This is a genomic window from Bacteroides sp. 1_1_30, from assembly GCF_020982715.1.
Taxonomy (GTDB): Bacteria; Bacteroidota; Bacteroidia; order Bacteroidales; family Bacteroidaceae; genus Bacteroides; species Bacteroides xylanisolvens.
Map to the genome: position 1 here is coordinate 1 of NZ_JAJKHN010000132.1, position 10,429 is coordinate 10,429.

The following is a 10,429-nucleotide window of genomic DNA, read 5'->3' on the forward strand; positions in this document are numbered from 1 at the left end:
TATCATGCGGAACTCACATATCTGAATAAAGGTTTGAAACGCTTGAAAAAAGTGTGCGAAAGCAGAGGTATCAAAACTGTGTCGCTCCCGAAAATAGGTGCAGGTTTGGGTAAGTTGGATTGGAATAGTGAGGTCAAACCTTTGTTTGAAAGTATTTTATCTGATTGTGAAACGGTATTCAATGTATATGAAGATTACAAGATTGAATACGAAATTTAGCTTATAACATGCACCTGCTCCGCCTAACGGCGGCAAGCTGCAACCCATTACCAATAATGCCATAAAATAATAAAAATGAATTTGAAAGATAAAACGTTAGATATTACAATTAAAGACTACTTGTTGTCAGGTGGCATTAAACATATTAATCCATATGCCGATTTTAAAATAAATGAATTTAAAAAGATGGCAACAGAAATATGGACAACGCCTGAGTCTGATTCAATAATTATTTCGATAAACATAAACAAAGTGACAACTTTTGAGATTGTATATGATAATAAAGATCATTATTATGTACACGATTCTTTAAATTTCAATATCGGGTTATTAAGAAATTTCCCCAAGTATGTACATAGATTAGGATTGTTTTACGCTAAAGAGCTTGAAAAATCAGAATACATGAATAGCCTAAAAATTGTCGGTGAAGTATCAGACCAAGAGGAAAAGGTTTTATTCTTGAGCAATGGAGTTAATTTGCATTTTCTAAAAAGTGATAAAACAGATGATTATTTAATCATAAAAATCGTCCCTGATGGAGAAGAATACAGGAGTTCTATCAGGAAAATTTTTAGGGAAGTTAATCTATCGGTAACAAACAGATGAATTGCCCTAATGATCAATTATCCGCCAAACATTATCGGTTTAATAAAATGGAAAAGGAAGGAGTAATATATTGGCTCAAACCAGAAGAAGGCGGATTGAAAAATCTGCCGACTTATGAGTTGTGTTATGCTGTTACAGTTTTACCGCAAGTGGAGCCTTCAGCATGGAGCATTAAAATGTTTATTCTTGAGCCTGATAAATATGTAAGTGATTGCTTGGTCGCTTTTCTGGTTGATCATGCACCTCATGAAGTTTTAAATACCATAGAATCCGTAGATGTATATGCAGGCAATAAAAAAGTAGCCACTATAATATTAAAAACCGATAACAAACAGCAGACCGACTGAATAAGCGGAACGCTGCCAAACATTAATCGCTAAAAACAATGGCAAGTATAGAAGAATATAAAAAACGAATACAAGAATTTATATATTGTTTAGTCCGTAAAGACTATCAAGCCGTAAATAATCTAATGTTGGCTAATAGTGTGCCTATTCAAGATATACGGCGAGTTATAGAGGAATACGGTTGTACAATTATACCTCTACCTGTAAAAGCGTTTGATTTGGCATTGTCCTATCAAATTTCCGATAAACAGGTAGATATATACATTCCTCTATGGAGTGAAGAAGAAGGTCAAAGCGACCTCACTCTTTCGCTTTCTTGTTTCAAAAATGAGAATAAGATAAAAATAAATGACTTAGAGGTTTTGTAAAACGATTAACAAATGGCTTAACCGCCCCAAAAAGTCGGTTAGCCACTGACATTAGCAATAAAGTAAAACAAATAAAATATCATCAAATCATGCTAAGTAATAAAGTGATAGACTATTTGAATAAACAAGGTGTATATTCAGAAAAAGAAGATAAAGCATATAAAAAGGCTTTGATTGATTTAGGAATTGATTTAAATAGTGATTTTGCACTGTTTAATCTAAATACTACCGAAATAACATTTCGAGGACAATGTGGCGAAATCTATAATGTGTGTTGGTTTAAAATTTACTCTAATGATTTAAGTTATGGTATAGAAAGGCAAGCAGTGTTAGGCATTCCCTCCGAATACTTACCTCTTGATAGCTTTGAAGGTGAAGGCGGTTTTTTCTATAACCGTAATACAGGAGAAGTTCTTGAAATTGAATTGGGAGAGAAACTAATCAATTTTCAGAATGGAAAGTTGTCTCCACAATGGAAAGACTTCAATTCTTTTTTGGAATGGTATTTTGGATTATAATAAGTTATTGCTAACAAGCGAATGAACTGCCCTAACAATCAGTTATTCGCCAGCCATTATCGGTATTAAAATAATGAGAATAATCCAATTTCATATTATAGATGAAGAACTATGATAAAATGACTAAAAGAGCAGTAACTTTAAAAAGTAGTTATATGAGCAATGCCAAATGGTCTAAGTTACTAAAAGCTATTGCAGAATCAGATATTAAGTACATTGCAAGTGAAGTCCTTGCAAAAGATCTTGTGTGTGATACTCTTTGGCATATACTTCTTGCAGATTATCTTGGGAATGGGAAATACACAGCAGATGGCATAGCTGGGGCAATAAGGACTAAGAATATAGAATATGTCATTATCCCCTTTGAATCAATAAACGAATTATCCAGAATGAAAGATTTAATTGAAAAGATTGGGAAATTTGAATATGATATTGATAATGAAAAACTAATTATAAAAATATTTGGATACCGATAACACATAGCTAACCGACTGAATAAGCGGAACGCTGCCGGACATTAGTAACCATAAAAATAGCGAAGAATATGAAACAAAAACTTATAGAACGATTGAGTACATTTCTCAATAAACATAAAATGCGTGGTACTCCCGCTACGGACGAACAAATAGAACAAGCCGAAAAAGTGTTGAATGTAAAGTTTAGTTCTGACTATATTGATTTTATCAAACACTTTGGTCGTGCTTGGGCAGACATTGAAATTTTTGCTTTTGAAGGTAATGAAACTGTTGTAGGTTATACTCAATCTTTGAGAGAAGTTCATGCGGAAACTTCAGAAAACTATGCTGTTGCAGATGATGGAGCAGGAAATCCAATTATGATTAATCCTAAAGGAGAAGTGCTAATATTTTATCATGATAATGGAGAGAATGAAATTTTAGCTTCATCACTTGAAGTTTTTATAGAAGAGAACTTTGAAGAATGGTGAAATGGGTTACTAACAAACAGCATACCGCTTAAAGCGGCACGCTGTCAAGCATTAGCATATCACTAATCAAATTAAGAATGAAAGTAAAACAACAGATAATAAACTTCTATCAGATACTTAAAGAGTTACCTGATAACGAAGAATATAATGTAGAAGGCATTAGAAATAGAGTTTCGATGAAAGCTGATAATCTATTATTTACTTTGGACAACAAGGGTAATCAAGGTATAGATATAGATGCAAAAATATTCTCTTTCTTATCTTTTGTAAAAGGCTATGATATGCCAAGATTTGAGGATAACTATTACCTATTCACAAAAGAAGATTTGGACAGGGAATATAAAGCATTAGGAGATATAGAATCATTAAATGGAAATGAAATAGATTGCTAACAAACAGATAAAGCACCTTAATATTCGATTATTTGCCGAACATTACCAACAGAGTAAAAAAATGAAAGTATATAGAATAGCAATAAATATGATTAAGCAAACCAAGATTTTAAAATTTATAATCCCTATTGTAGTATTCATTCTATTGTATGCTGTCTCAACAATTAGAAATAACAATGTAAGAAAAGATGGCATATATTCTATCGTAACTCTTGTCAAATACGGTTCTGCTTATAGAGGGCAAAGTGCAAAATATGAATTTATATATAATAAGACTTTATATGAAGGAAGTTTTTTTATATCATTTGCCGAGAGTAAAAACACTCCAATCGGAACCCGTTACTTTGTAACATTCTTAGCCAAAGCCCCCGACCGACATCTTATATTAGACAGCGTACCATCTTGGTTTACTCTAAAAGCACCAGATAAAGGATGGAAAACATTACCTACACAAAAACAACTACGAATAATGATGAAAGATAGCTTGAATTAAAATGCTGCCACCGGACATTAACTTGATAATAAATAAACGAAAAATGAAACAGAAATACTATATAATCAAACTCTTATTGAAAATATGGTTTGGAATATTATGTATTAGTCTATTGTGTACCACGGGTATTCTTTGGCTAAGGACTCAAAACATAAAACCTGTACCAGATATGGATACTTCTTATAGAGGCATGGCATTGGCTTGGTCAATTTTGGGAATTTTGGCATTATCTATCGGAGCAATCACTTTGTTCTTGAACTGCTTTGCAAGAGTTAGAAACAGTATACTGTATAGTTCTCTATCATTTTTTCTTATCCCTATTTTGATGATTTTATTTTCTGGAACAATGTGCTTGTATGATACTACAATACCATTTTTACTTTGTTTATTGGTGTCATACATATTGTTTAGAAATAAAATAATACAGAAAACAAGCGGATGAATCGCCCTGATGGTCGATTAGCCACCAGACGTTATCAGAATATATATGATAAAAATCAGAGTATAGGATTGAAGCACATAACGTATATTTGCAGTCTACTTCAATGAAATAGATGAAATCATAAAAGTAATTTGAATATGAAACACTTTAAAATAATAACGATGGGAATACTTGCCTCTATTCTGAGTTTACTGGGATGTGGATATGGAAACAAGCGAGCTACGCAGAGTGAGAGTATAAATCCTTATATTCCGGTAGCCGCACAGATTACAATGGATAAGTTGTCGGGCGTGCTGAAAAACGTACAGGCAGGACGAACGGAATATGATTTTACGGGTATCTGTGCCAATGGTGTGAATTGTATCTATTTCATGCTAGATAACGGAAAGTTCTACATTGATTTTGAAGCCATGAGCAAAGACCAACTTCCCTATCTGGATACATTGAAGCAGTTTGCCAAAGAGCATAATTACCCAATTATCGAAACGACCTATAACAACACGCCCATAGATTACGATCATGTGAAATTTGCTCCGGTTCTAAGCCTGAAAGTCAATGCGGATATTGACAGCATCGTTCATGTTGGAAAATTGATTGAACAAACCATTTTCAAGAATAACGATCAGACCATTTACGATATAGTGCCTTAGAGGGTATAAGGAGAATATAAAAGAATAATGATAAAATGAGAGATAAGGATTCCGGGAAAAAGATATTCTGGATTTACCCTACAAATAAGTTTGTTTGGGCAGGAGTTGTCATATGTAGTATATTCTGTGCATTTATGATCTACTTTTTATGTGTAGCCAATTTAAGTGAGAATAAAGTCCTCTTTATTTTCCTGTTGCCCATATCTTTGTCTATCCTGTTAATCTGTTGGGCACTACCCAGTAAGATTTTGCTTTGCGAAGATAGAATAGAAGCACGAAGCCTGTTCGGGAAAAGAAGCATCCAGGTGGATGAGATAAACTCGTGGGGAGTTGTGCAAATGTATAAGCCCTACCGTTGTAAAGAGGGTATTTATTCTTACATACCTGCCAAGTCATTCAAACCTTCCCGTAAAATAGAGGAGAACATGATTTTCTCGTATAGCCTGTTTTTATCCAATATTCCGCACTATGACGGGAAAAAGAAAAATTCGTCCCAAACAGATAAAACTATTTTTGTCAGTTATCGGAAAGAAGTGTATATTGCATTGGAAAAGTATCTGAAAGAAAAAAAATAATGTATTAATATTAGTATATATGAAAGAATTTGGAACTATCGGAGATTTAATCAATGCTTATAAAGCAATACCATGTGACGCTTATATCTATTGCTCAAAAAGTGTTATTGAAACAGAGAACTTGGAGAATGGCAAATATTTAGTCATTGAATCGGAAGAAGAGGATGGATATGTGGAAACAGAAGATGGTGAAGTCCCCAAACAAGCATACGATTTGGGCATGAGTTCGTTGGTCGATGTTGAAACATTTAAGGATATATTGAGCTTTCAATATAAATTGAATCCCAAAACATTATACAAAGATTGTATAAAGGCTATTGAGTATTATCTAAGTAATGATGATTTTCTGGATGAATGAAATCAATCTTATGAAAAAGTTATTGTATTTGCTTGTCATGCTATTGATATTGGCGGCATGTAACCCAAAAGTTGAATTGACCAGTGCCGGAATGTACCCGAACTATCAAGTGGGTGAAATAGTAAATCTTATTCCGGTGGATTCTCTGACTTATGGGGACGTAATCGCATATCATTCATACATTCCCGGCTTTCAGGAAAGGGCATTTAAACGAATTGTCGGACTACCGGGCGATACTGTCCGCTTTCAGGATCAGCAATGTATCGTGAACGGCAAAAAGTGTGAATGGGTATTCATACGGAAACTTTTCTATGAAGAAGATGAATGTGAAGAGTATTGCGAAAGTCTGCCCAATGGCATGAAGGTGAACATCTGTAAAAGCGTTGTACCCATAGATTCGGCAACGGCTACCACGACTGCGGTTGTCGTCCCGGCGGGCAGCTACTTCGTTGCGGGGGATTACAGGGGCGGCTCGATTGACAGCCGTTCGCAAGGATGCGTAGCTGCGGATTCAATTATCGGGAAAGGTGTAAAAAGAAAGTAAGTACAGGGCTTTAGTTCCGATTTATTATGCTGAATACAATGAATATAAGAATCATTTCATTTATCTGTGCAGGATTGGTCGCAGCAAGTTGCGTGTCCTCACTCTGTTTCTATGATTATTTTGCCAACGATGGCACTACCAGCAATCCCATCTATTGGATTTTCGACTTTTTTCAGTTATCCATACTGCTGGGACAAGCCGGAATAGGCGTTTATACTATCAATGTGCTCCTACGGCAGAGGAAAGAAGCCATTTCTTCTCTAGGATATTTTGCGGCTCACGTATTTCTGCAAAATATAACTCCCTTGCTCCAAGCATGGTCTGCGGCTGTCATTACGGAATATCCGCAATGGTTGCTGATGAGTCAGGTCGGTTTTAGCATTGTTCTTTTTCTTACTTTGCTAATCATCCAGCCTGCATCTTTATTCAAAAAGTCGGAATATATCCCCTGGCTGTTGATGGCTGCATTTTATATCAACTGCGTATATACGGCACTTACCGTCATCGGTTTAATTATTACCCTGTAATGATTGCATATAAACAGAATCCAGCACAGCACCTTCCCAATGAATAGCAGGCGGGTATTGTTTCCAACCTCTTTCCGGTGGGGACAGTACCCATGTGGGGACAAACTCGTCCCCCAAAGCCTTATTGTATTCAGGGTTGCTGACGGCATACCTCACTATGATGCGCAAAGGATTGCTGACACCCAAAAATTTGGGATATGTCGTTGTAGTATTATATTTCACCCCATCCACATAAAAACCGAACTGGCGTACCTTATGTCCCCCTTTAATGACACCCGACACTTTTTCATAAGTGGCTAAAGTGTATCGATTGCCTTCTGCCAACGCACGGGCTTTATGTATGCTATTGTACCATGTCCAGCCGGAACCTGACATTGCGAAAAGATATAAAAGGTAAATGGATAACGAAGTCTTTTTCCCATCCGTAGCCCACTGCTTTTTCAATAGCGAGCCTACTATCATAACAAAAGCCCCCACCCCTAACAGGGAGACACAAACCAAAACCGGAATATTCATGTACTCTATCATACTGTTTTAGAATATTCTTTTCTTCAAATAATATACCCATAAATCAATAGCTTTGCCGATAACGACACCAAAAACACTAAGTGCCAACGCTATGTAAGCTGCAACAATGAACGGTTGTTCGTCTATCCACTTATTGACAAGTACGGACATCCGGGAAAAGACACCACCCGCAACAGTCAGAACGATGGTCAGGGCAATATGTATCTCCACCAGCTTATCCTGTCTGTTTGAATCTATTTCGTCATCTTTTAAATACCTGACAAGCCACAGGCACGGAACAAACAGAAACAACATGAAAAATGCAATAATTACCATTTCTTCCCCGGAGATTTCATGCAATCCTCTGCCGAAAAAGCGAAAACCGAATATTATTGCTATACAGGAAGTTATCATTTATGCCACTATTTTTAGTTTGTATTCTTAATCGTACATTCTTTCTCAATAGCCTGACAATTCGTTTCCCGGCTATCCTAATTCTTACCACCGAAAGCGCATCTACGAAGAATAGAATTGTATCGGCTTTGTTACTAATAACTCCTGATTCATATAGGATTCTTTAGTTTACAAAGTTACGGATATGACAGGAAAAAGGCAAATTTAAATCAAGAAAAGATAATAAACACGCGGATATACGATATTGATAACAATAACAAACAGCACTTCAATCTACAAAGCAAGCATCCGGAGATACCTGTATCGTTTCAATAGAGATCAACAATTAGACTGATAGGTACTTTCAACTAATCTTTTTTCATACATTGTGTTTTAAGTAAGGTAATCGGAAGACTGTGAATCAATGGAGCATTCCTGCAGTGTTGAAGTAAGTCTTCCTTGACCTTAAGTTGATAAAAAGAGGTAGAACAGGCCGGATTCGAACCAGCAATATCCACCGTTAAGAAGTAAGCCCCGGTTGACCTCATTTCAGATAATCCCGAAGCTACTGTCCTACCTCTATATTTGTTTTTTTGTGGAGCAGGCTGGAGTCGAACCGACGACCGTCTCTACCCACTGAGCTACTGCCCCTTTACGAAACAGGAAAACAGATAATCGTACTGGTAATGTTCTACCTTAAAGAGTGTGTTGAAGTAACCCGTACTTGACCTGTTTTCTTATTTCTTCGACAAAGATAGGCGTAGTGGTGCGCAACCTTTTTGCGTAACTCAAACTTTTTTGCTGTTTTCTCGAAAAAATAGTAAAAAATGAATAAACAAGACTTATTTTGTAAAAATACAGAAGAAATACGAAGACATATAGGTGATAACTCAACAGTTTTCCTACTTTTGTGTATAGTAGAGACATTACTCTCTCCCAACAATAAACACACAATATTATGAAAAGAGCATTTATTTATAAAGATGAGAAATCTCATAAATTTTGGTGGATTGATTATAGTGGCTGTGATTTTGCTGTAAACTATGGTAAGTTCGACAGTATCGGTAAATTTGAAATCAAAGACTTCGATACAGAAGAAGAATGCCTGAAACAAGCAGAGAAACTTATTCACTCGAAAAAGAAAAAAGGATATGTAGAAGATGCCAACTTCGACTTCATGCACAGATTTTATATTGATTCCGAAGAATATGGTTTGCACCCCAAAACTTCTCATCCCCGATTTACCGAACACTTCACGGAAGAACTCTATTATGATTGCGTAGACGAAGAAGCACCTTTTGGTAGCGATGAGGGAAGTGATACGTTAGATTCTCTTGAAGAAACGATCAGAAAAAATCCCAAACTCAACTTTCTTGATTATCCCAAGTATCTGATAGAACACGACTGGGGCATGGAATATATTCCTGTTGAAAGTCTTGACCCCGAAGTGGTTAAAAAACTAGCTTCAAAGAAAGAAATGGATATGACACAAAGCGACATGGTGACTTACGCTACTGCCTTTGGACAAATAAAAATCACTGGGCGTCTCTCACCCAAATTACAAGAACAGGGAGTTAAAGCTATCAAAAGATTAGCTTTACTTTGGGGAAATGGGGTGACCGAGATTCAAAGCAGAATGATTGATGACTTACTTTCATTTCCTATTGATAAGGACTGATAATATGAAACTAATAGGTAGTAAATATATGAGAATAATAGAGATTAGGAACTACACTATGAGGTGTGGTTATTAACGCATTAGCAACAATCAAATCATTATCGTTATTATGGATATAGAAAGAATACTTAAAACAAGAGAAAATGCAATATACTACGGCATTGGTGAATACCAAAAAGACTGCTTTGGTTGGGTTGGTGGAAATGCTCCAGCTTGTTTTGATGATAAGTATTTATCGGACAAAGATAATCTCTATTTTTATCTAACATTTCAAAACCCTCTAAATCCGAACAAGCAAATATCTATTTTCACTCCGGATTTTGATATTGCATTGGAATATAACACATATCCCGATTGTAAATTGTTGTTGGTTGAACATGAATTAAGTAGCCAAAGTAAAAGTGATAGATATAAACACCCCGAAATAGATGAAATTTATTCAATATACGAAATGAGTACGGAAAAAGATATGCCTGAAAAAAATTGTGCAATCAAGTTTGGGGGTAACGTAATGCCTATTCAATGGGGATTAGATAATGATGGTAAAGTGGTTAAAGATGGAAATAGCTTCATTTTTCAAATCAACGAAATTTGCATGAAAGATATTTCCGTTTTCATGGCTGGCTGTATATATGTTTATGGAAAAATTGAAGGTAATAAAGTCACAAATCCATTTGTGGCATACTGGGAATATTCCTAATAACGATAAAATGATTAATTATTTCAAATAGGTTGCTAACAACGAAAGATAGCATCTGACGATGCTCCTTTCTAACCATTATAAGCAATAGAAAAACGGAAACAATATGATAAAATACATTTCGGGAGATATATTACAGAGTAAAGATGAGTACATAGCACAAGGT

General features: G+C 35.6%; 19 protein-coding genes. 16 read left to right on the top strand and 3 right to left on the bottom strand.

Annotation, left to right across the window (positions count from 1 at the left end; translation table 11 throughout):
• From LPH68_RS24275 to LPH68_RS24315, 9 genes are all read left to right on the top strand, one after another.
• Positions 1 to 219: macro domain-containing protein (locus LPH68_RS24275; protein WP_230297179.1), on the top strand; the 219-nt coding region annotated here is incomplete at its 5' end.
• Between the two features lie 75 nt (positions 220 to 294).
• Positions 295 to 825: a hypothetical protein gene (locus LPH68_RS24280; protein WP_008025562.1), complete on the top strand. Its 531-nt coding sequence runs from the start codon at positions 295 to 297 to the stop codon at positions 823 to 825.
• A 47-nt stretch (positions 826 to 872) separates the two neighbouring features.
• Positions 873 to 1,172, top strand: coding sequence for a hypothetical protein (locus tag LPH68_RS24285; protein ID WP_118160708.1), 300 nt, complete (start codon positions 873 to 875; stop codon positions 1,170 to 1,172).
• Positions 1,173 to 1,210: 38 nt separating this feature from the next.
• Complete coding sequence (locus tag LPH68_RS24290; RefSeq protein ID WP_008025567.1) at positions 1,211 to 1,540, top strand: hypothetical protein; 330 nt, start codon at positions 1,211 to 1,213, stop codon at positions 1,538 to 1,540.
• Between the two features lie 89 nt (positions 1,541 to 1,629).
• Entirely contained in the window at positions 1,630 to 2,058 is a 429-nt protein-coding gene (locus LPH68_RS24295; RefSeq protein WP_008025569.1) for a hypothetical protein, read from the top strand.
• A gap of 101 nt (positions 2,059 to 2,159) precedes the next feature.
• Entirely contained in the window at positions 2,160 to 2,534 is a 375-nt protein-coding gene (locus LPH68_RS24300) for a hypothetical protein (protein WP_032812093.1), read from the top strand.
• Between the two features lie 68 nt (positions 2,535 to 2,602).
• On the top strand, positions 2,603 to 3,004 hold the full coding sequence (locus LPH68_RS24305) for an SMI1/KNR4 family protein (protein WP_008025573.1): 402 nt from the start codon (positions 2,603 to 2,605) through the stop codon (positions 3,002 to 3,004).
• 77 nt (positions 3,005 to 3,081) lie between these two features.
• Positions 3,082 to 3,396, top strand: coding sequence for a hypothetical protein (locus LPH68_RS24310; RefSeq protein WP_008025575.1), 315 nt, complete (start codon positions 3,082 to 3,084; stop codon positions 3,394 to 3,396).
• A gap of 61 nt (positions 3,397 to 3,457) precedes the next feature.
• The gene (locus tag LPH68_RS24315; protein ID WP_008643520.1) at positions 3,458 to 3,889 is read left to right on the top strand and encodes a hypothetical protein; all 432 of its coding nucleotides are present in this window, start codon (positions 3,458 to 3,460) and stop codon (positions 3,887 to 3,889) included.
• A gap of 180 nt (positions 3,890 to 4,069) precedes the next feature.
• Here the strand turns inward: LPH68_RS24315 and LPH68_RS24320 are convergent, their stop codons facing one another.
• Positions 4,070 to 4,291 (bottom strand): hypothetical protein, encoded by a 222-nt coding sequence (locus LPH68_RS24320; RefSeq protein WP_049702484.1) that lies wholly within the window; start codon positions 4,289 to 4,291, stop codon positions 4,070 to 4,072.
• 177 nt (positions 4,292 to 4,468) lie between these two features.
• Here LPH68_RS24320 and LPH68_RS24325 point away from each other — a divergent pair, with 177 nt between their 5' ends.
• From LPH68_RS24325 to LPH68_RS24345, 5 genes are all read left to right on the top strand, one after another.
• Entirely contained in the window at positions 4,469 to 4,981 is a 513-nt protein-coding gene (locus LPH68_RS24325; RefSeq protein WP_049702483.1) for a hypothetical protein, read from the top strand.
• A gap of 134 nt (positions 4,982 to 5,115) precedes the next feature.
• Positions 5,116 to 5,556 (top strand): hypothetical protein, encoded by a 441-nt coding sequence (locus tag LPH68_RS24330; protein WP_227237032.1) that lies wholly within the window; start codon positions 5,116 to 5,118, stop codon positions 5,554 to 5,556.
• Positions 5,557 to 5,575: 19 nt separating this feature from the next.
• Positions 5,576 to 5,914: a hypothetical protein gene (locus LPH68_RS24335; protein WP_004313330.1), complete on the top strand. Its 339-nt coding sequence runs from the start codon at positions 5,576 to 5,578 to the stop codon at positions 5,912 to 5,914.
• Between the two features lie 10 nt (positions 5,915 to 5,924).
• The gene (gene lepB, locus LPH68_RS24340) at positions 5,925 to 6,458 is read left to right on the top strand and encodes a signal peptidase I (RefSeq protein ID WP_049703322.1); all 534 of its coding nucleotides are present in this window, start codon (positions 5,925 to 5,927) and stop codon (positions 6,456 to 6,458) included.
• Positions 6,459 to 6,496: 38 nt separating this feature from the next.
• Positions 6,497 to 6,985, top strand: a complete 489-nt coding sequence (locus tag LPH68_RS24345) for a hypothetical protein (protein WP_049703321.1) — start codon at positions 6,497 to 6,499, stop codon at positions 6,983 to 6,985.
• Here LPH68_RS24345 and LPH68_RS24350 read toward each other — a convergent pair.
• Positions 6,968 to 7,513 carry a hypothetical protein gene (locus LPH68_RS24350; protein WP_049702482.1) on the bottom strand — a complete coding sequence of 182 codons (546 nt, stop codon included), beginning with the start codon at positions 7,511 to 7,513 and terminating at the stop codon, positions 6,968 to 6,970. The genes LPH68_RS24345 and LPH68_RS24350 overlap by 18 nt on opposite strands.
• A gap of 6 nt (positions 7,514 to 7,519) precedes the next feature.
• A complete protein-coding gene (locus LPH68_RS24355; protein ID WP_008643529.1) occupies positions 7,520 to 7,906 on the bottom strand; it encodes a hypothetical protein in 387 nt (128 codons plus the stop codon).
• A gap of 937 nt (positions 7,907 to 8,843) precedes the next feature.
• Between LPH68_RS24355 and LPH68_RS24360 the strand changes: the two genes are divergently transcribed.
• Positions 8,844 to 9,563: a WGR domain-containing protein gene (locus tag LPH68_RS24360; RefSeq protein WP_008643530.1), complete on the top strand. Its 720-nt coding sequence runs from the start codon at positions 8,844 to 8,846 to the stop codon at positions 9,561 to 9,563.
• A gap of 109 nt (positions 9,564 to 9,672) precedes the next feature.
• Positions 9,673 to 10,263, top strand: coding sequence for a hypothetical protein (locus LPH68_RS24365; protein ID WP_004320634.1), 591 nt, complete (start codon positions 9,673 to 9,675; stop codon positions 10,261 to 10,263).
• The last annotated feature ends 166 nt before the right edge of the window (positions 10,264 to 10,429 follow it).